Raw genomic sequence first — 20,758 nt, 5'->3', positions numbered from 1 at the left:
AACACGCGCTTCTTAGTATAATTAAGGATATACATGAAGGAGTTATTTTATGAATCATTTGAAAACCTTTTTTACGAACAGTACAAAAACTGCTGGCAGAATCACAAATGGAATCTATATTTTATTACGTATCATCGTTGTTATTATGTTGGCTGATCAGATTTGGAACCAACATTGGGGAAATACGATGCTTTTATTATTGACACTGATTTTATTTGAAATTCCTTATTTCCTAGAAAAGATATTAAAGATACAGATTCCAAATATGTTAGAAATCATATTGTTATCTTTTATTTTCAGTTCAACAGTTTTAGGAGAATTAAGCGATTTTTATGGCTATTTTTCAATGTGGGATACTTTTCTACATGCATTCAGCGGATTTTTAGCTGGGGGTGTCGGTTTTTCACTTGTTTATTTGCTCAATAAAAATACAAAAACGATGAACTTGACTCCTTTGTTATTAGCAGTCGTTTCCTTTTGTTTTTCGATGACAGTTGGTGTTATGTGGGAGTTTGTTGAATTTACAGCAGATAAATTGCTACAATTCGATATGCAAAAAGATACGATCGTCCAGCAAATCAATAGTGTGGAGTTAAGCAAAGACGGAAACACTGTCTATCATGTTCCTGATATCACTCGGACAATCATTGAAAGTCAGAATGCAGACGGTAAAACAGATAAAATAATCATCCAAAATGGTTATTTAGATGTGGGAATCATGGATACTATGAAGGATTTATTTGTTAATTTTATTGGAGCAGTCGTTTTCAGTATATTTGGTTACCTTTATAGTCGAAATGATTACCAAAAATTTACTTTCATCAAGAATTTTATTCCCAAAAAAATCAAACGATAAAAATACTAAAAAAATAAGAGAAGAGGCAGTGACAAGACTTTTGTCACAACCTCTTCTTTTTCGAATAAATAGCGTATCATCAGCTAGCCAACAGGATGAATTCAAAAACAGTAAGATAGAAAGAACTACTTTTCCGTTTTTCTTCTCATATTGTGAGCTGATTTCACCATTTTTTATTTATCTAATTTACTTAAAACCTGCATAACTTTTTCATAATCTGAATTAGGTGTGCCGTCTAGATTTTCAGCAATAAAAGAAAAACCCATTTTTTTATAAAGAGCAATCGCCTGATGGCTCCATGTCTGGGTGTGAAGATAGATTGGTCCATCCGTATGGAGGGTAGGAAATTCTTGTAAGACTTTAGCAGTCAATGCTTTTGCGAGCCCTTTTCCTTGGTAAATTGGTTTAACTGCCAACCAATGAAAAACCGGATACATACGCTCTCTTGATTTCTTTCGCCAAGCGGTACAGGTTGCTACTTTTTCTCCATTTTTTGTCTCTACAAAAAACATCCTTCTTTCAAGTTCTTCAGGATAAGGAGCAAAGTTTTTTTGAAAATACTCAAGTGCTTCATCTGTCGTTTGAAATTCCCCAACGGAAGTTTCAATCTCTGACCAAGCAGATTCGTCCCCTTTTTGATAGGTTCGAAATTTAAAGCCTTCCGCTAAAGGCGTCATTGGCACAGGCAGTTGAAGTGGTCTTGTCATCCAGATTTCTGCGTAAGGCAACGTTTTATCTAACATTTTTCTATCCCTCCTCGTATCCATTATGCCAAATAACAGATAACTCAGCTACTTATTTGACTATAACAATCAGAACCAGTCATCTGCGTCAAATTCATTTCGATTAGCGTATACCCATGTTCCTGCCATACCTCGCATGACATCTCCTAAAGCGGAAGAAGAAGGGACGCCTCCACCAGGTGCGGGTGTTCCCGGACTAGGAAGTGGTACTTGCGGCTGCAGATGCTCATTGGTGGAATCAATAGTTGACAAGCGCTTTTTCTTCGTTGCCTTGTAGTCATCTGATTCATTTTGATCTTCCGGCTGTTTAGCAACAATTTCTTTTTCTAATTGTTGTTCTATGTTAGACTCTAACATTTCATTTTTCGATTCAGAAACTTGTGGTACCAAATGATCTTCTTGCCCTATCGTTTGGTTAGATTCTGAGCTTTTTACAGATATTCGTGCTGGTTCTAGGCTTCTTGTTTGTTTTACTTTTTCTGTTGGAGAAACTGCATGAGCCATTTGTTGTTTTTTTTCTGACAAGCTTTCTTCTTGTCTTTTTTGTTCTTTTTGGTTTGTCTGTTTATTTAATGGTAAAACATGTAATAGCGACTGAGCATGGAGTTCTTGGAGTGAATACGGGTCATGATAACTATACATAATCGTAAAATCGCCTGTTTGTTTGGTCAAGTAACCATCCTCCAATGGTTCTCCGTTGATTGTGACCTCTACATCCTTTGACGGTACGGGTTTACCTAAGGAGTTTGTTGCGGATTGGATCAACTCTTCTTTACTTATTTTTTCATTTGGCTGAGCAATAATAACGTGACCTTCTAATGAACTATTATCCGGTACATAAACATAAGTGAAGGCAATTTCCTCTCCTGATTGCTTCCTATTATTCATCAGTTCTGAGTGAAGGGCTTCAAGGATCACCGACCAGTTACTGTTTCTGTCTAATCCGTTTGCTTGCATCCAGTCAGAAATAGAAGTGACTTTTCCGTCTTGTTCATAAGTCGACAAATCTACATTTGGCACTCGATCAGAAAATTCAGCAGGTAGTTGTAAATCTGGAATAGGTTCTACACTACTTATGCGTGTTTCTGCTTGCAGTTCTTTATTCGTTTGACGATCAATAAAATGAGTGATGACAGTCGATGAAGCAGCAGGTGCTTCTACATAAACGACAGCTGTTGTTTCCACCGCTTTTGATGTAAGAGGGTCTACATAAGTTAATACGACGGGATATTCTCCCGGTGTGGTAGGATCTACTGTCCCGCTCATTTTGATTTCTTCTTTATTCCCTGAAGTTCCATCGCTTTTTGTTACATATTCGATAAGAGCTTTAGGGTCGTAATTCTCTCCTGTTATTAGATGAAGATCTTTTCCTTTGATAGCTGTTTGATCAGCATGAACATGAATCACCGCAGATGCAGTCATTGTTTTTAAAGCAATTGGATCAAAATAAGACAAGTCAATAGTAGATACACCTGTATTGGTCGTGTCTATGATATTCCCATTGTTTGAAATTACTTTGGACATATCTCCTTGTGTTCCATCTGCATTCCTCAAGCTTTCTACCAGATTCGATATCGAAATTTTTGTCCCTGCCAGAACGTCGATTTCCTTTCCTTCGAACTGTGAATAATCTTTTCCATATACATAAGAGACTTGTGCACTTCCACCGTCCTTCACACCTGTCAAAGCATGATTTAAAATATCAATGATCTGTTTTAGCTGATCACCTTTTGTTGGATCAGTCATACCGGAAAAAACAGAAAGCGGCACGCTGCTTCCAGTTTCTGATGTCCATAATGTTTTGTTAGGAATTAACCAATAGTGGTTTATCGTTGGAGGATAACTGACTTTATTATAGGAATTCAAAGAAGGAAGTAGCTGTGTTCCACTTACATCAGTGAAAGTATGGGTAATAGTAATAGGGGAATCAGTCGTCTCAGAGACAGATGTACGTACGATCTTGATGGTTTGTGCCGTTGCCTGAACGGGTACATTCATATAGACACCTACAGATAAGCTGATCAGCATCGTACGCATCACAAATTTGACGTAGCGGTTTTCAGAACACGATCGTTCTTTGTCTAAACGGCAAGCGTGTTTATTTAGTTTTTTAGGTTGTCTTTTTGAACACATTTATTCTTAGTCCTCCCTACTCTTGCCTCGGCATGAAGTAGTAATTTTCATAAGATGATTTTATTATATAGATAAAATCAAAAAAAGATGGTCAATTGGGACAGTATTTTTCTTGATTTTTTATTGTTTCAAGAAAATCGGAATAATAACTTATGTACTTTTTAATTTTGTCAAGCAATATCTCTCGATATCTAGTCATCTTTTCTTTGAAAAAAAACATAAATCAGCTAATAAATAGGTGAGACAAAGTTGTCATCCATAAATATTAGCTGATTTTTTCAGTTAAATGTCTATTTTTTTCTCTGATAATGATATTCCCAAAATATTCCCAGTCATCTGGAGTCGGCGGATTTTTCCATATTATCTGCTCTTTGTTGAATTTTTCAAGCAAACAATCAGATAAATAAATATCCGTACGGGAAGTGATTCGACTTTCAATCACAATATTGTAATTTTTAAACCCCTTCACTTGAGAAATAATATAATCGGTATAGGCAGATCCTTGAGAAAAATCAATACAGACATGGATTGGTGCTTCAAAATAAGAGACTGGACAAATACCAACCAATAAAAAAAGATAATCATAAAATAAGCGAATCATGAAACGTTCATCTTTTTCCAAGAAATAACGTTTATTATCTTGTATGACATTTTGGATCGCTGTACTGAATATTGGATACGTTTCGAAGAAAAACTGCAACTGCTTTTTAGACGTAAAACTAGTCATCTCAAAGTCGAATATCCAATTTTTCCGATTGACATGCATCATCCCCATACGAAGTTCTTTTCGTATATGGAGTCTTTCTTCTTCAGAAACTTCAGTTGAAAATGGTAATCGATCAATCAATTCCACTGACATTTTTTGACTAATCATATGGATATCATGAAAATGAGCTTCCGCAAGCCCAAACGCACCATCTAATTCAAATTCTTCTTCCGTGATCAAAAATAACATGATATAAGAAATCTCATCAATGATCTGCTCTTTAGGGATATGTAGAAAAGAAATATGCGATAAATCCTTAATAATCTTCATTCCTTCTGAGCTCTTAAAGTATTCATCTGAAAAGAAACGTTTTCCTATTGGTTGATTTCCATAAATCCTCAACAAACTAACAGTAGTTAGCAAATTGAATTTGATTCGCTTTGTGGCAGACAACTTTAAATTGAACAGATATTCAAAATATTGCACGATACTCTTTGCTTCATTCATGACGCTTTCTCTAAATGGCATAGAAAAACCATTAAAAACCCCAAAATATACCCCAAATAATACGTTCCGTATGTTTATTTCTTCCCCAACTAATATGTTTTTCTTTAACTTTATTTGATGCTGTTCAAGAAAAGAGACTAATTCTCTTCTTTTTACATAAGCTCTTGATATGCTTAAAAAATGGTTCTCTGCAAATTTTTCAATTGTTACTTTTGAATCCACGATCTCCGTTAACAGTCGAGCAATTTTTGATCGTTGAAAGTAGATTCTTCTTAAATTTTTGATATCCGTCAAATTTAGCCGTTCAACATGAATCTCTCCTTCTTCTGAGATTTGGATCTCTGGCTTTGATTTGAATTCAAAAAATTCTTTATTTAATTCTATGATATAATTTCTTGTTTTAAATTTAGATAAACCTAATGTTTCATATAACTTAGACAACACGACGTAATTCTTTTTCTCAAATTCTAAATATCTGGCTAACAGCAGTTTTTCTCTATCTTCCTCTTCGATAAGGTAATCCAACTTCATATCCTACACCTCAAAAAAATGCCTCATACCAATCACTTGATATGCAGATGAAAGTTCATCTTTTCACCTATACTGATTTTATGATGGATTACACCTGTTTTTTCATCAGTTATTCTCATTTTTTATCTTTTTTTTGAGAATATTGCAAAAAATGGAAAAATTTACGGGAAAATATTCTATATTTTTTGTTTTATTGTGTTAAAATGTACAAGATTTGCACCATTTGCGTAAACAACCACAAAAAAGAGCAGGGCGTCCACCGTCCTGCTCTTTTACTTATTTTAAGTGCAATTACTTATTAATTCGATAAACTTCTGCTTGTTTCTGATAGTGCTTGTTTCTCTCCAATGATCCGCACTTCTGTTTCTAAAGACACATCAAATTTTTCTTTGATCACTTCTTGGATGTGCGCAATCAATTCAATATAATCTGTGGCTGTCGCATGATCGATATTGACGATGAATCCAGCATGTTTTTCAGAGATTTGTGCACCGCCCCATTTCAGACCTTGCAATCCTGCTTGCTGGATCAGCTGACCCGTATAATGTCCTACTGGGCGCTTAAAGACACTGCCGCATGAAGGGTATTCTAATGGCTGTTTGGATTGACGCAATTCTGTCAACTCATCCATTCGTGCTTTGATTGCTTCATAATCCCCTGTTTGCAAACTGAATCGAGCTTCCAATACGATAGCACGTAGCTCTTGGACTTTACTGTGACGATAAGAAAATACCATTTCTTCTTTTGTCAAAGTTTTCAATGTTCCATCTTCAAGCAAAAGATCCACTTCAGCAAAAACATCTTTGATCTCTCCGCCATACGCACCTGCATTCATATAAACCGCTCCACCGACACTTCCCGGGATGCCGCAAGCAAATTCAAATCCAGTCAATGATTCGGCCAAAGCTGCATAAGTCGTATCAATCAGTGAGGCACCTGCTTCCGCAATGACCATCGTTCCTTTGACATGAATCTGTTTCATTTCAGTCAGCATGATGACTACACCACGGATCCCGCCATCTTGAACGATCAGATTGCTTGCGTTTCCTAGTACCATCCAAGATATATCATGGATTCGGCAATAATCGATGATTTGCTTTACTTCTTCTTGCTTTTTCGGGAATGCAAGGACATCAGCTGGTCCGCCTGTTTTCGTAAACGTATAGTTCATCAATGGTTCATCAAACAATAAAGTGATCGTGGCTAAGCTTTCAACTATTTCTTCTTTATTCACTGAGGATTTTCCTTTCTTTTCTCAAACGTCCCCATTATTCTATCACGCTTAATACAATCTTGCCAGTCTTGTTCAAAGTTGATGACGGTAGTGCTCTTTAAGCACTTCCTCGCATAATTCATGACTTCTTACAACTTCTTGTTGTTTAAGCAGTTCTGCTTTCGGTTTACCTGAACGTACCTGAGATAAGAAGGCCTCTACCATTGGCTCAAACCCGCGTTTGACTAGCGTGTTCGTCCAGTCGCCAAATTCTTTCACCTTTTTTCCATCAGCATCTTGAATGACAAGCTGGGTCAGGTCGCTTACTTCATAAGTACCATTCTTACTTGTTACTTGATATTTTTCTGTATTAGCACCACTTGCCAAATCCATCGTTAATATAGCCGTTTGATTTTGTGTTTCTAATTGTAAAATGGCATATTCCAAATATTCCTTTGTTTCTCTTATCTGATATTTTGTTCTCAAAATGGGTTCATCCAATAAATACACCGCTGTATCAATGAGATGTAAAAATAAATCATAAAGGACGAATTCTGTCGTCTCTTTTGCCGCTATTCGATTTTTTTGCAGTTGGATCAGCCGCTTCTCTGGGATACGTTTCAATTCTTCTACCATAGGAGCAAAGCGTCGGTTAAAACCGACCATCAAGATCAATTGGTTCTTATCAGCCAATTCTTGCAATTCACGCACTTCGTTTAGATGGACACTCAACGGTTTGTCAATATAAACATGGATACCATTTTCTAGACATCTTTTTGCTAGCTCATAATGTACTTTTGTTGCTGCGTGAATCATGCATGCTTCGATTTTTTCTTCTAAAAGCTCATCGATCGTTTCATATAGATGTTGGAACCCATATTCTTTTTGGATTCTTTCTTTTGTTTCTTTATTTCGTGTTGCAAAATAAAAATCAACTGTTCCTTGTTTTTTCGCATAAGTTGGTAAATATGCTTTTTCTGCAATATTCCCTACACCGATTACACCAATCTTCATCGACTTTCCTCCTGGATCATTTAGTTACTTTCATCTTACACCATTTTTTACTAAAATGAGGTACAATAGTATCGCAAAGGTAAGGAATTTAATTCGAAGGAGTGTGCTTTTATTGAAATTTATCTCTTGGAACGTGAACGGGCTTCGTGCCATCGTAAATAAAAATTTTTTAGAAGTTTTTCATGAGTTAGACGCCGATTTTTTCTGTTTGCAGGAAACAAAGCTCCAAGCAGGACAGATTGATTTAGATCTTCCTGGTTATTATCAATATTGGAATTATGCGGAACGAAAAGGCTATTCTGGTACAGCCATTTTTGCTAAAGAACCTGCATTGAATGCCACTTACGGAATGGGTATCGATATCCACGACACAGAAGGCCGTCTGATTACTTTGGAATATTCCGATTTCTTTCTTGTAACTTGTTATACGCCAAATTCTCAAAGTGAATTGAAACGTTTAAATTACCGATTAGAATGGGAAGAAGCCTTTTATAATTATCTAGAAAATTTAAAGAAACAAAAACCAGTCATCGTTTGCGGGGATCTAAACGTCGCGCATCAAACGATCGATTTGAAAAACTGGAAAACGAATCAAAAAAATGCTGGATTCACTCCAGAAGAAAGAGCGGCTCTTTCTCGACTGTTGGATAACGGGTTTATCGATACATTTCGTTATTTTTATCCAACTCAAGAAGGTGTTTACTCTTGGTGGAATTACCGATTCAATTCAAGAAAAAACAATGCTGGTTGGCGGATCGATTACTTTTTGACGAGCAAAGATTTAGCGCCAAGACTGGCGGATGCAAAGATCCATACGGACATTATGGGCAGTGACCATTGTCCAGTAGAATTAGATTTGAAATAAAGAGGTTGTGAAAAAGCTGTTTAGTTTCGAGTATGAAGAAAAATTTTGTGAAAATGGCTTTCCACATTTTTGCATAAATTTGGCTTAATACCGAGAAACTGGCTTTTGAACACCGTTTAAGAAAGAGGTCGTGAGCCTGCCGTTCAGCTCCGAGTCACAAGGAACAATTTCAAAAAACAGCTTCTCATGTTTGTTGAATATTGTGACTTGTGACCGAGGAGTTGGCAGGAGAACACCGTTTAAGAAAGAGGCTGTGAAATCAGCGTTTTAACCTGAGTATTAGAGAAACAAACGGCAAAATAGTTCCTCATATTTTGCCGTTTTGTGAGCTGATACCGAGAAGTCATGATCCTCCCGTCTAACTCCGAGTCGCAAGGAATGAGTTCAAAAAATAGCTTTTCTCTACAAAAACTACATAAAAAATCCTATGTTTTTTGTTAAAACTATTTGTTTTTTTCAAAAGTATGTTACAGTAATTTCCCAAGGAGGTTTTACAGAAATGAATTTTGTTGCCATGGATTTTGAAACTGCCAATCATCAGCCTTATAGCGCTTGTTCTCTTGCGTTAGTCATGGTAAAAAACAGCCAAATCGTCGATGAATTCTATACATTGATACAGCCTGAAACTCCTTTTTTCTGGCGAAACGTCCAAATTCACGGAATCCATCAAGAAGATGTACGCAATGCGCCGAAATTTCCAGAGGTCTGGCAAACTATCCAACCATATTTTCAAAAAAATCGTTTAGTCGTTGCACATAATGCTGCTTTTGATACAAAGGTCTTAGCAGGTTGTTTAGATTATTACCACCTCGAACAGCCTAATTATCTTTCTTTATGTACAGTGAAAAGCAGTCGTCGCTTGTTCCCTGAATTTCCAAATCATCGATTGAACACTGTGTGCGAAAATTTGAACATCCAATTAGATCATCATCATGATGCATTGGAAGATAGTCGTGCGTGTGCGGAAATCCTGCTTTATCAAGAAAAAAAATTTGGGACAGATCCATTGAAAAAACTCGTGACTATAAAGTAAAACAATCATTTACTTATGAAACGCACAAAGAGGTTGTGAAAAAGCTGTCCTGCATCAAGTAATAAGAACAGCCAAACAAAAATAGCTCCTCCTATTTTTCGTTTGGTTGGGCTTATTACCGCAGATGCAAGCTTTTGAACACCGTTTAAGGAAGAGGTCGTGAGCCTTCCGTTCAGCTCCGAGTCACAAGGAGCAATTTCAAAAAACAGCTTCTCATGTTTGTTGAATGTTGTGACTTGTGACCGAGGAGTTGGCAGAAAAAGGTTGACAGTTTCTTAACTCTTTTCTTATTTTTTCTATTCAATCAAATAACTCATTTTATATACATCTAAAAATTCACCTAAATCTGTTCTTGCCCCTCTAGGCATGACCGCTTCGATTTGGAAACCCATTTTCTGGTAAAGGTGTACGGCTCTTTCATTACGAACTTGAACATCCAGCTCCAATCGAAAAAGTACACCCATTTCCTTCGCCCAATTGATGATTTCTTCTAACATAAGAGTACCTAGTCCCATTCCCCAATATTCCTGCAGGATACTGATACCGACTTCTCCCACGTGAGATAAACGAAATTGACTGTCTGCTTTGACTGATGCTGTTCCAACAATCGTCCCCTCATTGATAGCAAGCAGCAATAAATTATTGTTGCTTTCGTACATATAACCCAACTCTTCTGCTAAAGTTTCTGGGGGTAAAAGAAGTTCTGCTTCATCTAAAGCTAAAAATTCTGTCTCGCTATTGACTTGTTCCATCATCGAAAGAATATCTTTTGCATCTTTTGGCACTGCTTCCCGCAAGATGATTCCAATTTCTTCACTCATGGTTTTCAACCCATTTTTCTAAGATTCGCTGTTTGAATGTTTCACTTTGTTCACCATATGAGACTAATTTCACATAACGCTTTTCTAAATCTGTATCACTTTTTTCTAAAATCAGTTCCAAATAATCTTCTGGCAGTGCTTCTTCTAATAGATTTCCCCATTCGACAACGGAAAGCCCATCTCCTTCAAAATATTCATCTAACCCTAAGTCAGCTCCGCTAGTTGCTACCCGATAAATATCCATGTGATACAACGGAATCCTGCCTTGATTATATTCTCTAATAATCGTGTATGTCGGACTTTTGATCATTTGCGTTATTCCCAGTCCTTGGGCGATACCTTTCGTCAATGTTGTTTTACCCGCACCTAGATCACCAGTCAATATCAGATTATCACCTGGCATGGCGGAATGACCAATTGCCTCTGCAAATTGTTCTGTCATTGTTAATCCTGATAGTTCGATCATTTTTCATCTTCTCCCGCTCTTCTTTCTTTTTGCCAGTATATCGCGTAATGAAGTTTTTTTAAAGAAAAAAACGAACTAGTCAAGAACAGCAGCTGCCGTTTTTGGACTAGTCCGTGTGTATTTGTTAATCAATCAATGTTTGTGCTGCTGTGATAATCGATAATTTATATACGTCTTCTTCATTTGCTCCACGAGACAAGTCAGAAACCGGCTTGTTCAAACCTTGCAAGATTGGTCCGATTGCTTCAAAGTTACCGAAACGTTGAGCAATTTTATAGCCAATATTTCCTGATTGTAATTCTGGAAATACAAAGACTGTTGCTTGACCAGCTACTTCTGAATCTGGCGCTTTTAGTTGTGCAACTGAAGGAACATAAGAAGCATCAAATTGCAATTCGCCGTCGATCAAATATTGCGGTGCTAGTTTTTTAGCGATTTTAGTGGCTTCAACTACTTTGTCTACTTCTGGCGATTTCGCTGAACCTTTTGTCGAGAAGCTCATCATCGCCACTTTTGGTTCGATATCGAACAGTTCAGCTGTTTTTGCAGAATCTACAGCGATTTCCGCCAATTCTTGTGCAGTTGGATTCACATTGATCGCACAATCAGAAAAGACGTATTTTTCTTGGTCTCTTCCACGTACCATGATCATCGCACCACTTGTCCGACTGACACCAGGTTTTGTTTTGATGATTTGAAGTGCTGGACGAACAGTGTCACCAGTCGAATGGATTGCTCCAGAGACCATGCCGTCTGCAACACCCATATACGTAAGCATCGTGCCAAAGTAATTTACATCTTTTAAAATCTTTTCTGCTTGTTCTTTGGATGCCTTTCCATTTCTACGTTCGACAAAAGCATCTACCATTTCATCCCACTTATCATAAGTATCAGGACTAATGATCGTAAAGCTAGATGTTTTGATTCCTCTGGCATGTGCTGCATTTCTTATTTCTTCTTCGTTTCCTACTAAAATGGGTTCCACCAGTTCTTCTGCTTTCAACCGGGCAGCTGCACCTAAAATTCGAGCATCAGTAGCTTCCGGGAAAACGATTTTGATCCCACGGCGAACAATCTTAAATCTTAAACTATCAAACAATTCCACAAGATGACCTCCAGACGTTTTTATATGTATTATCATACACTATTCCATAAAAAAAGAACAGTTTATTTTATCTGTATCAGTCAAAAATGCCGGAAAAATGAAGTTTTTCACATACATGGCAAACTGCGCTATAACAGGAAAGCGCTGTTTTATTACACTGTTTCAGGCAGCTGCCAATCAATCGGTTCTTCTCCTAACGCAAGGAGTGCATCATTCGTTTTCGAGAAGGGTTTGGAACCAAAAAAGCCACGGCTTGCAGATAGCGGACTGGGATGTGGAGATGTAATGATGATATGACGGCTCTTATCGATCATTTTGATTTTTTCTTGCGCCGGTTTTCCCCACAAGATAAACACGATTGGTTTTTCTCGTTCATTTAATTTTTCAATGATCGTGTCTGTTAATCTTTCCCAACCTTTCCCGCGATGTGAATAAGCTTGCCCTTCCCGAACAGTAAGAACAGTGTTGAGTAAGAGGACTCCCTGTTTAGCCCATGATACTAGGTTTCCATGTTGAACAGGTACGATACCAAGATCATCATGAAGCTCTTTGTAGATATTTCTTAAAGATGGCGGGATCTTCACGCCGGGCTGCACAGAAAAAGATAATCCATGAGCTTGGTTTTCTCCATGATAAGGATCTTGTCCTAAGATCACTACTTTGACTTCTTCATAAGGAGTCAATTCCAACGCTTCATAGATATGATACATATCTGGATGGATCTTTTGGGTCGCATATTCTTTCTTTAAAAATTCTCTTAGATGCAGATAATAATCTTTTGAAAATTCTGAGGACAAAACTTCTTGCCAACTGTTATGAATGATTTCTTTCAAAACCTCCACCTCCTAATAAAAAGAATAACTCACATTTTCTTCAATCACAAGGGACAATCTTCCCCCTCAGCACTTGATTAATATGGTAAACTAGGAACAAGAAGCAGAAAGGAACGATAATCATTATGATCAAATTAATTGCATCAGATATGGATGGTACATTATTAGATGCCCATATGAGTGTTTCTCCTGAAAATGCCGAAGCGATACGTTTTGCAAACGATGCCGGCGTTGAGTTCATGGTCGCTACTGGACGAAACTATCAAGAAGCTCGCGCCGCTTTGGATGAAGTAGGAATCGATTGTGCGATGATCACTTTGAACGGGGCACAAGTATTTGATAAAGAAGGAAATTCCTTGTTTACCGTATCCATCCCAAATAATCAAGCAACCTCTGTTTTGGATATTTTAGACGCTAACGGTATTTACTATGAAGTAGCAACCAACGATGGTCTTTATTCTGAAAATCAAGCGAAGCGGATCGAAAGCTTTGCTTCCATGGTTGCTACCCATTTACCTCACCTTACGTATAAAATGGCGATTGCCATGGCCTCAGCTAAGCTGGAGTTATTGCACATCACATATGTAGACAGTATTCGTACCATTTTAGAAGAAAAGAATCTGGAAGTCTTGAAAATTATCTGTTTTCATACAGAAGGACCTGCGGTGTTAGGACCAGTTGGTAAGCAGATTTCTCTTTTAGGTGATTTAGCTGTCACTTCTTCTGGTCAAAACAATATTGAAGTGAACCATAAAAACGCTCAAAAAGGGATTGCCGTTGCCCATGTCGCACATGAGCGTGGCATTTCTTTAGAAGAAGTCATGACGATTGGTGATAATTTCAATGATGTCAGCATGCTGCAAGTGGCAGGAGTCAGTTTTGCAATGGGAAATGCAGAAATCGAAGTAAAAGATTATGCCAAATATACAACGGACACGAACCTTGAATCTGGCGTAGGAAAAGCCATATTGCGCGCGATTGCAGAAGACTTATAGTTTTATCTAGAAAAGAGGGATATAGATGTCAGAATTTTTCATTCAGGAAAAACAGCTTGGACGTGCAACTCGGACAATCGTCAAAAACGAAAAAGGGCATTCCCTGTTTTTGATGGTTGGTCGCTGGGGAACAAAGGGCGATGCGTTGTCTCTTTATGCCATGAATGGCGATCTTGTTGCCCACATCAAGCAAATAAGCCTGACATTCGGTACACGTTTTGAGCTGTATAAGGAGTTCGAAAAAGTGGGAACCATGCAGAAAATATTCAATTGGCCCGGTGATTTTTATTATATTCGTAGGCTTCACTGGACAGTCCAAGGTGATATCTATAATCATCAATATCAAATCCATCATTTCAATCAACAAATCATGAAGATGGATAAAGCTACGCTTTTTTCAGGAGATTACTATGTACTGGATATCTCAAATGATGAAGATGCTCCTGTTTGTATTTGTATTGCTGCGGTTTTAGATTACTGGCTTTACCGAAAGAATAAAAACAAAGAAAAGCCTTTATCCTATCGATTTGATGTGAATTAGAAAAAATAAAAGTAGCATGAAAGCAAGCTAACAATAAACAAACTCAAAATCTAAGTCAAAATGAAGAATCTACGATATTGGGAGTCGTTACTTGATCTAGTAACGACTCCCAATATTTCTTATCAATAATAGAAAATACCAAAATTCCCCACGAAGCAGAGGTATTCAAACACTCTTGATGAACTAAAAAAGTGCTATTTCATCCATCTATATTCTCCTATCACATATTAAAACTTTAATCGACCGATAGGACATCCTCCATTCGATCTGACCGTCCCTCTGTATATCCCTACATACCAGAATCTTCCTGTAGCAAAATCTTTGTCGTAAGACCAACTTTGTAAATATAATTGCCCACAATAAATACCATCATTATATATAATTGTATTTGTTAGACCGCTTAAAGTAGCCGATCGTCTTGTATGGTAGATAACTTTACTACCTCTGCTATTGATAGTACTCATTACTTGCTCAGCACTTAAATCATTTGTATCGGCATGGATTTTTTGTGAAAAAGCGGTTAATCCCCATATAACCATTGTTAAAATAAATAAGTTCTTAAATTTTTTCACTTATATATCTCCTTCCCTGAAATTTATTTTTGAAGGAATCGGTAAAGGTAAGGAATGGTGATAAAAATATCCCTCATAATATCCTCGAGTTCCATTTGAAACAGGCATTTCCCTATATTTTCCAAGCCAACCTCGATAGGCTCCAGATTGGAAGAATGCAACAGCTGGAGCAGGATTTCCAGTCGTTGTCCATCCACTTGTCCAATAACGTGTCAATATAGCTTGCGGAGAAATAGTGATAAACTTCATTTGATCGAAATCAAAAATAGTAGTTTCTACAATGTGAGAAGGAGCATCCTCACCATAGCTAAAATCTTTTGCTTCAGCATGGACACCGTTATTACTTAATAAAAAAACAGCAACGGACAGTAAAAAATAGCAAGATAAAAAAACATTTTTAATCATAAAAAACCTCCATTTCTATTTTTACACTCTCATTATACATTGAATTTTTATGCATATCAAACAAAACTCCAATTATATTACCCATTATTTTATAAATATGGTAAAATATTAGAAAAATAGAGATTCAAGGAGAGGGTCATATGAAAAAAAGTTATTAAAAAGAACTATTTATACATCACACTTGTTATTATTATTCATAATCAACGGTTGCAATTCAAATTACAATAAAATAACTTATGTCACAATAGAACAAATTACAGCTAATGGAACCTTACAAACTAGAGGAACTTATATTTTAGATAATGGGTATTTAGAAATCAGTAAAGAATTTAAACAAAATATAAATTTAAATACCTCTCCAACAAAATTGTTAAGCGAAACCGATCGACTGTTACTGGCTGAAATGATTAAAGAAGACTTTCCTTCCGAAACTATTTCTACTGAAAATCCAGAATTACTGCAAAGTTTCAACAGGAAAGTCAAAAATGGAAGAGTGGAAATCGATTCTGATAATAAAAAAACTTATCTAATCGGAAAAGATTACAAAAAGGAGTTTACATGGGTAGCTGACAATCAAGCAAGGCTAAAAGATTCATTCGGAGTCGAATACAATTTTACAACGGATAGCAAATAGGACTGTGACAAAAATCGTGTCACAGTCCTTTATTTCGAATAAACGGCGTTCAATCAGCTGACCCTCGGTATTAGCTCAACCAACGGCAAAATAGGAGGAACTATTTTTCCGTTTGCTTCTCTACTACTCAGGTCAAAACGCTGATTTCACAACCTCTTGATAAACGGTGTTCAAAAGCCAGTTTCTCGGTATTAAGCCAAATTTATGCAAAAATGTAGAAAGCCATTTTCACAAAATTTTTTCTTAATACTCGAAACTAAGCGACTTTTTCACAACCTCTGATTCACGGTGTTCCAGAAGTAGCTTCTTCGGAAATAAGCCGAAATTTTACAAAAATTTGAGAAGCAATTTTCGTAAATTCCTTCTTATTTCTTGAAGCTGACCACTTCTATCACAACCTTATTAAAACCATTTCAATTTTTAGTAACAATTATTCTTCTTTACACTATTATTACTTTTTTACTATTTGACCATTTAAATCAATTTAATTTCTTTTGCATATGATCATAAAGATGACCACTGATCATCCGCTGACCGACCACTTTGAAGCCATGGCGTTCGTATAATTTTTTAGCCTTTGGATTTTTTTCATCCACACTTAGTCCGATGACGGAGCGATTCGCTTTCTTCGCCAATTTAGGTAATGCTTCTAATAATCGTGAACCGATGCCTTGCCCTCTAAAATCTTCTGATACACTGATAGAGTCCAAATACCATTCATTGGGAAACGTTTCTTTATCAATGAACAAACGTGTAGACGCATCTAACTGATATTTTTCTAAGATAGGTACTAGTGGCTGATCGATGATTGCTTCTTCTTCATCTGTATAACCGTAAGCAACTCCTGCAACTTTACCGTCTATTTCTTCTACGATACCTCGTGAATAACTGTAGCGATAATTAGGATCAGTGATTGCTTCTTCTAAAATCTCTAAAGTCTTTTGTTCCCCTGTCTGCTTCAAAAATGGCAATTCCATGTCTTTTAGAATTACTAAGATCAATGGGGCGATTTCTGGAGCATCTTCTTTTCTCGCAAAACGAATCATAGTTTCCTCTCCTTTTCTCCATTCTAACATGCAGAAAAAGAAATCGCAAAATCGTTATTTTAAAAAATCTTCTATCTTTTCAGTAATGAAATAACCATGAGTAACGATTCTTGCCGCTTCAGTTCGGCAATAAGGGCAGACGATTGGCATTTCTTTATCATTATGTTCGACTACATTATTGACTTCTTCGTATGCAAATTTTTTCCCGCAATTAGGACATTTCATTTTTTCCATGTTATCTCAACTTCCTTTCATCTTTACCCTCTTAGCTTACTCTTATATTGAAAAAAAGAGAAGCGATAGCCTTTTTCTATGCAGATATCCATACCTGTTGAGTCTGTTTTCCATCAATTAATTGGACTTGATAATACGGACGTTCATCTTTAACTACAATCGCCCACTCTTTCACTTTTGCTTTTTTCCCGTAGTAGCTGACTGCTTCTTTCATCGCTACTTGCGGTTGCTTGAACTCTTCCGTTTTTTCTATATCAAATAGAGGTTCTGCTGTTTTTTCTGTATGATTCCTTACAGTTGCTTTCCCAGTGGACGGATTGACTGCTATGACTTGTCCTTCACAAAAAAACTGGTATTCATATGTTGCATTCGTAGGATTATCCAATTCTTTTTCCACTGCAAAATGGATAGAAGATATATTGTGTTTTTTTATTTCTTTTTTAGCGATTGCTGCTGCTTCGTTCAATGAGATCCGATATTCTTGATCACTAATATCATCCAAGTGAAAAGCGGCGCTGAGCAATCCTGTCATACCGGTAATCAATATTACGATGAGGGCAGCAGCACCAAACATCATTTTTTTCATTCTTCATTCTCCTGTTTCTTTTTTTAAAAGAATATCAAGAAATGAACGAACGAAAAATCGAATGAAACGAAAAAAAAGTGACAATTTTGTTATCTTTATTCGTGTAGTTCTAACGGCAACCCGTCTGGATCAAAGAAAAACGTCATTTTTTTACCTGTAAACGTATCTTCTCTTACCGGTTCAGATTCGATCCCTAGGGAATGCAATTCTGCAATTGTTTCTTCGATATCGTCTACTTTGAAAGCAAGATGACGCAAGCCACAAGCTTCTGGATAGTTTGGTCGTTGTGGCGCATTGGCAATTCCAAAAATCTCCAATTCGGCACTTCCTAGTTTCAGATCTAATTTATAGTCATCTCGTTCTTTGCGGTAGTTTTCTCTGATTACTTCAAATCCTAATTTATTAACATAAAAATCACGTGATTTCTGATAATCTGAAACAATGATGGCTACATGATGGATCGTTGTAAGGTTCATATGAGCACTCCTATTCTTTGTTTAAATTCGTATCTACATTATTCTCCAGTTCCATTGTAAATGTGTCAGCTTGAAAAAAATAGCTGTTTTTTCTTTTTATAAAAAAAGGCAAAAAAAAAAACAGAAAGTAGGTCCTCCAAGACACTCTTCCTGTTCCCAATATAATAAATGAAAGTAAGAAATTATATTTTCAAGAAAACAAACAGAAAATTATCATAACACAAATTATTTATAATTGAAAGACTAGTTTTTTTTCAAGAAAAGCATACAATAGATTGTGTTAGTAAATACAGAACACACTACATTTAGTGTCTTAAGGAGTCCTCATACATGAAGTCATATTTTCAGTTTTTAGCTCATCAGCTAAAAGGCTGGCCGCAACAAAATTATTATCTTTTCTTTTTCAGTCTTGGCTGTCAGGTCATGACTCTTGTCAATAGTCCCATCACTTGGCTGGCCGTTATCACATTTATCGGTACCACGCTTGGTGTATTGTGTATTTTATCCATCAATGCGGCAAAATCAGTCAACGGTATTTTAGGTATTTTGTCTGCGATTTGTTTTATTATCGTTGGATTTTCAGCAAAGAACTATTTAAGTATCGGTGAACAGATCGCTTATATGATCACATTGGATATCCCCGTATTGTTAAGCAAAGAATGGAATCATAATATGGCTTCAAAAATCCGAAAATTCACTGGAAAAAGCTGGTTTATCGCAATCATCAGTACTTTCCTTGTCTATCTTGTTTCAGGATTCCTGATTGGTCGTTATACAGATGATCCTCGCCCATGGGTTGATGCCATTGCTTTTTCCATTAGCTTGACTGCTGGTATCATCAGTTTCTTGCGTTACAATAACCAATATTACTGGTGGTTAGCTTCAGGGCTTGCACAAATGGTCCTTTGGTACATTTCATTTACGCATGGATCTGCAAGTTTGGCAATGTTCGTGAACAGCTCTGTTTACTTGCTGAATGATGTCCTTGCATTTACCGTTTCTCCTTGGTATAACCAAAAAGAACGTGAACGTATGCAAAAAATGGAAGAAGAATACTACAACGCACAACAACACGCATAAAAAAGCTGGCTTTCTCTCTAAAAATAGAGAGAAAGCCTATTTTTTATAGTAATTCCTTCAGATACTTTCTTGCCTCATCATTGAAACGCAGTGATTCTTCTAACTTCTGATAATATTCTAACGCTTGTTTTTGCGCTTCAGTAAAACGATAATGTTTCCCTTTCCATTTGTCGATCGTCTCTTGTACATTCCCAGAATGGATCTCCTTCACCACTAGCTGCCATTTTTCTTTTGAGACGGTGTGCCCTTTCTTATCAGCAGATTGTACGGCTTCTCGTTCTTTACGCAATACTTTTAAAAAACCATTTCTGACTATCCGAGGAATGCTGTCGAAGAATCCTTCCGTAAAACCATAGCGACAATATTGCTTCCAAATAAATAGATAGATTTTTGGTTGGATGAACCGTTGTTTTTTCGCAAAATATTCCATCTGAGCAATGACTTCTGGTGTTCGCTGACGTTTTGTCTTTCTCAATGCGGAAATAAACGTTTCAAAATAAGCATTAGGATGTGCTGGCACTTCTTCATAAACGATGGATTGCCAATCTTTACGTAAAAATGTGCGATAGTTGTTCAAGAATTCTTCTACATCCTTTACTAATTCTTCTGCAAAGTCGTCAAACAGTTCTTTCTTTATCTGTCGCTTTTTTGGCTGCCCATTGATGTGTTCACTGATTTTCTTGATTTCATTTTCCAATGCTTGATAATCCGCTATGTAAATCGGCATTTCCGCTTGGCGAAATTCTGCGAGACGCTGTGCTAATTTTATATCCGGTAAATATGGCTGTTTCATCCGTCGATTTTGGTACAGGACAAAACAGTATTTTTGCCATAGTTCTTCAGGAAAATCGATATTCTTTTGCTTAAGCCATAATAATTCATCTAAGGCCAGATCGACTTTTGTCATTCCCTGATGGATCGAAGCTGCTACTGTCGGAGAAACATGCAGGTGATCGGCAAAGTGGTTGATACCTAGCTTTAGGATCTTGCCGGTTTTTGGCGATTTGACGATATATTGCACTTTTAATTCTCTCCCACATTCGCAATACAATTTTTGCTGGCTTCGTTTTGTTCGAAAAAACGGATTGATCTTGAAGTCAGAAAACACCCAATCTGTTGCGGCCAAATAATGTTCTTCCATAAAACGAGAACTGATTAGATATCGGCGGTGCTTATCGACTACTTCCCGCTGTTTTTTTGTTAATTTTGCATAGATCTCCCAACGTTGACTGCTTGTGTATTGTTTAGAGATCTTAATAGGATAGCTTTTGTTGATTTCTTTTGGAAACCATTCTTCAAAGACGGATTGCCATTCTTCCACAGCTATTTCTTTCCTTTCTAATTACAAAAAGCTGGCTACTAA

At 36.8% G+C, this 20,758-nt stretch carries 23 protein-coding genes; 7 read left to right on the top strand and 16 right to left on the bottom strand.

Annotation, left to right across the window (positions count from 1 at the left end; genetic code table 11):
- Nucleotides 1-49 precede the first annotated feature (49 nt).
- Nucleotides 50-856, top strand: coding sequence for a hypothetical protein (locus IGJ53_RS03410; RefSeq protein ID WP_259741712.1), 807 nt, complete (start codon nt 50-52; stop codon nt 854-856).
- A 173-nt stretch (nt 857-1,029) separates the two neighbouring features.
- Here the strand turns inward: IGJ53_RS03410 and IGJ53_RS03405 are convergent, their stop codons facing one another.
- The 5 genes from IGJ53_RS03405 to IGJ53_RS03385 form a co-directional block, all read right to left on the bottom strand.
- The gene (locus IGJ53_RS03405; RefSeq protein ID WP_259741711.1) at nt 1,030-1,599 is read right to left on the bottom strand and encodes a GNAT family N-acetyltransferase; all 570 of its coding nucleotides are present in this window, start codon (nt 1,597-1,599) and stop codon (nt 1,030-1,032) included.
- A 69-nt stretch (nt 1,600-1,668) separates the two neighbouring features.
- Nucleotides 1,669-3,732, bottom strand: a complete 2,064-nt coding sequence (locus IGJ53_RS03400) for a bacterial Ig-like domain-containing protein (protein ID WP_259741710.1) — start codon at nt 3,730-3,732, stop codon at nt 1,669-1,671.
- A gap of 265 nt (nt 3,733-3,997) precedes the next feature.
- Nucleotides 3,998-5,476, bottom strand: coding sequence for a helix-turn-helix domain-containing protein (locus IGJ53_RS03395; RefSeq protein ID WP_002375310.1), 1,479 nt, complete (start codon nt 5,474-5,476; stop codon nt 3,998-4,000).
- A 298-nt stretch (nt 5,477-5,774) separates the two neighbouring features.
- The gene (murB, locus tag IGJ53_RS03390) at nt 5,775-6,710 is read right to left on the bottom strand and encodes a UDP-N-acetylmuramate dehydrogenase (RefSeq protein ID WP_259741709.1); all 936 of its coding nucleotides are present in this window, start codon (nt 6,708-6,710) and stop codon (nt 5,775-5,777) included.
- Nucleotides 6,711-6,782: 72 nt separating this feature from the next.
- Entirely contained in the window at nt 6,783-7,703 is a 921-nt protein-coding gene (locus IGJ53_RS03385) for a Gfo/Idh/MocA family protein (protein ID WP_010732058.1), read from the bottom strand.
- Between the two features lie 112 nt (nt 7,704-7,815).
- On the opposite strand from IGJ53_RS03385, the gene IGJ53_RS03380 reads away from it, so the two are divergent.
- Nucleotides 7,816-8,568 (top strand): exodeoxyribonuclease III, encoded by a 753-nt coding sequence (locus IGJ53_RS03380; RefSeq protein WP_259741708.1) that lies wholly within the window; start codon nt 7,816-7,818, stop codon nt 8,566-8,568.
- A gap of 499 nt (nt 8,569-9,067) precedes the next feature.
- Complete coding sequence (locus IGJ53_RS03375; RefSeq protein ID WP_002291442.1) at nt 9,068-9,601, top strand: 3'-5' exonuclease; 534 nt, start codon at nt 9,068-9,070, stop codon at nt 9,599-9,601.
- A gap of 296 nt (nt 9,602-9,897) precedes the next feature.
- On the opposite strand, the gene IGJ53_RS03370 is transcribed toward IGJ53_RS03375, so the two are convergent.
- The 4 genes from IGJ53_RS03370 to IGJ53_RS03355 all read right to left on the bottom strand — a co-directional run bounded on the left by IGJ53_RS03370 (nt 9,898) and on the right by IGJ53_RS03355 (nt 12,826).
- On the bottom strand, nt 9,898-10,422 hold the full coding sequence (locus IGJ53_RS03370) for a GNAT family N-acetyltransferase (protein WP_002375316.1): 525 nt from the start codon (nt 10,420-10,422) through the stop codon (nt 9,898-9,900).
- The gene (gene tsaE / locus IGJ53_RS03365) at nt 10,415-10,888 is read right to left on the bottom strand and encodes a tRNA (adenosine(37)-N6)-threonylcarbamoyltransferase complex ATPase subunit type 1 TsaE (protein ID WP_002375318.1); all 474 of its coding nucleotides are present in this window, start codon (nt 10,886-10,888) and stop codon (nt 10,415-10,417) included. The genes IGJ53_RS03370 and tsaE overlap by 8 nt, the downstream gene beginning before the upstream one ends.
- A gap of 124 nt (nt 10,889-11,012) precedes the next feature.
- Nucleotides 11,013-11,993 (bottom strand): phosphate acetyltransferase, encoded by a 981-nt coding sequence (gene pta / locus IGJ53_RS03360; protein WP_002312157.1) that lies wholly within the window; start codon nt 11,991-11,993, stop codon nt 11,013-11,015.
- A 152-nt stretch (nt 11,994-12,145) separates the two neighbouring features.
- A complete protein-coding gene (locus tag IGJ53_RS03355; protein ID WP_002308387.1) occupies nt 12,146-12,826 on the bottom strand; it encodes a uracil-DNA glycosylase in 681 nt (226 codons plus the stop codon).
- A gap of 125 nt (nt 12,827-12,951) precedes the next feature.
- On the opposite strand from IGJ53_RS03355, the gene IGJ53_RS03350 reads away from it, so the two are divergent.
- Together IGJ53_RS03350 and IGJ53_RS03345 are read left to right on the top strand one after the other, a co-directional pair.
- A complete protein-coding gene (locus IGJ53_RS03350; RefSeq protein WP_002312156.1) occupies nt 12,952-13,821 on the top strand; it encodes a Cof-type HAD-IIB family hydrolase in 870 nt (289 codons plus the stop codon).
- Between the two features lie 25 nt (nt 13,822-13,846).
- Complete coding sequence (locus IGJ53_RS03345; RefSeq protein WP_002375323.1) at nt 13,847-14,362, top strand: LURP-one-related/scramblase family protein; 516 nt, start codon at nt 13,847-13,849, stop codon at nt 14,360-14,362.
- A gap of 227 nt (nt 14,363-14,589) precedes the next feature.
- Here the strand turns inward: IGJ53_RS03345 and IGJ53_RS03340 are convergent, their stop codons facing one another.
- Together IGJ53_RS03340 and IGJ53_RS03335 are read right to left on the bottom strand one after the other, a co-directional pair.
- The gene (locus tag IGJ53_RS03340) at nt 14,590-14,934 is read right to left on the bottom strand and encodes a hypothetical protein (protein WP_002308382.1); all 345 of its coding nucleotides are present in this window, start codon (nt 14,932-14,934) and stop codon (nt 14,590-14,592) included.
- Nucleotides 14,935-15,339 (bottom strand): hypothetical protein, encoded by a 405-nt coding sequence (locus tag IGJ53_RS03335; RefSeq protein WP_259741802.1) that lies wholly within the window; start codon nt 15,337-15,339, stop codon nt 14,935-14,937.
- Between the two features lie 181 nt (nt 15,340-15,520).
- On the opposite strand from IGJ53_RS03335, the gene IGJ53_RS03330 reads away from it, so the two are divergent.
- A complete protein-coding gene (locus IGJ53_RS03330; RefSeq protein WP_259741801.1) occupies nt 15,521-15,973 on the top strand; it encodes a hypothetical protein in 453 nt (150 codons plus the stop codon).
- Between the two features lie 479 nt (nt 15,974-16,452).
- On the opposite strand, the gene IGJ53_RS03325 is transcribed toward IGJ53_RS03330, so the two are convergent.
- From IGJ53_RS03325 to gloA2, 4 genes are all read right to left on the bottom strand, one after another.
- Nucleotides 16,453-17,019, bottom strand: coding sequence for a GNAT family N-acetyltransferase (locus tag IGJ53_RS03325; RefSeq protein WP_002346106.1), 567 nt, complete (start codon nt 17,017-17,019; stop codon nt 16,453-16,455).
- Nucleotides 17,020-17,073: 54 nt separating this feature from the next.
- The gene (locus IGJ53_RS03320; RefSeq protein ID WP_002308376.1) at nt 17,074-17,253 is read right to left on the bottom strand and encodes a hypothetical protein; all 180 of its coding nucleotides are present in this window, start codon (nt 17,251-17,253) and stop codon (nt 17,074-17,076) included.
- 76 nt (nt 17,254-17,329) lie between these two features.
- Nucleotides 17,330-17,839: a hypothetical protein gene (locus IGJ53_RS03315; RefSeq protein ID WP_002373973.1), complete on the bottom strand. Its 510-nt coding sequence runs from the start codon at nt 17,837-17,839 to the stop codon at nt 17,330-17,332.
- A 95-nt stretch (nt 17,840-17,934) separates the two neighbouring features.
- Nucleotides 17,935-18,315, bottom strand: coding sequence for an SMU1112c/YaeR family gloxylase I-like metalloprotein (gene gloA2 / locus IGJ53_RS03310; protein ID WP_002313429.1), 381 nt, complete (start codon nt 18,313-18,315; stop codon nt 17,935-17,937).
- Nucleotides 18,316-18,645: 330 nt separating this feature from the next.
- Here gloA2 and pnuC point away from each other — a divergent pair, with 330 nt between their 5' ends.
- Nucleotides 18,646-19,395, top strand: coding sequence for a nicotinamide riboside transporter PnuC (gene pnuC, locus IGJ53_RS03305; RefSeq protein WP_002299958.1), 750 nt, complete (start codon nt 18,646-18,648; stop codon nt 19,393-19,395).
- Nucleotides 19,396-19,438: 43 nt separating this feature from the next.
- On the opposite strand, the gene IGJ53_RS03300 is transcribed toward pnuC, so the two are convergent.
- Nucleotides 19,439-20,716 carry a hypothetical protein gene (locus IGJ53_RS03300; RefSeq protein ID WP_010732054.1) on the bottom strand — a complete coding sequence of 426 codons (1,278 nt, stop codon included), beginning with the start codon at nt 20,714-20,716 and terminating at the stop codon, nt 19,439-19,441.
- Between the last annotated feature and the right edge of the window lie 42 nt (nt 20,717-20,758).

It is taken from the genome of Enterococcus sp. DIV1283b (assembly GCF_051710965.1).
Lineage (GTDB): Bacteria > Bacillota > Bacilli > Lactobacillales > Enterococcaceae > Enterococcus_B > Enterococcus_B lactis.
This window is presented reverse-complemented; position numbering and strand designations above follow the sequence as displayed.